General features: G+C 70.5%; 1 pseudogene. It reads right to left on the bottom strand.

The features are described 5' to 3' along the window. Positions 1-241, bottom strand: a pseudogene (locus KVT45_RS55550) (DNA-binding response regulator); the annotation flags it as partial.

Here is a 241-nt window from a genome sequence, read left to right as displayed (position 1 = left end):
CGTCCAGCTTGAGCACTACGAGTCCACGGTCGGTGAGCCGCGGCGCCGGCACCAGCCGCCGCACGCCGGTCCGCTGGATCATCGACGTGAACTCGGTGAGGAGTTTCGACGCCATGGGCGGGCTGATCTGCGACTGCCCGTCGGCCACCGCGCGGATGGCGGGGGCCACCTCGTCGGTGGTGATCTCCTTGAGGAGGTATCCGGTCGCGCCCGCCTTGATCGCCTCGGAGGGGTCGGCCTC

It is taken from the genome of Streptomyces sp. GbtcB6, assembly GCF_019091475.1.
Taxonomy (GTDB): Bacteria; Actinomycetota; Actinomycetes; order Streptomycetales; family Streptomycetaceae; genus Streptomyces; species Streptomyces hyaluromycini.
The sequence above is the reverse complement of the archived record's forward strand: the minus strand, read 5'-3'. Positions and strand labels throughout refer to the sequence as shown.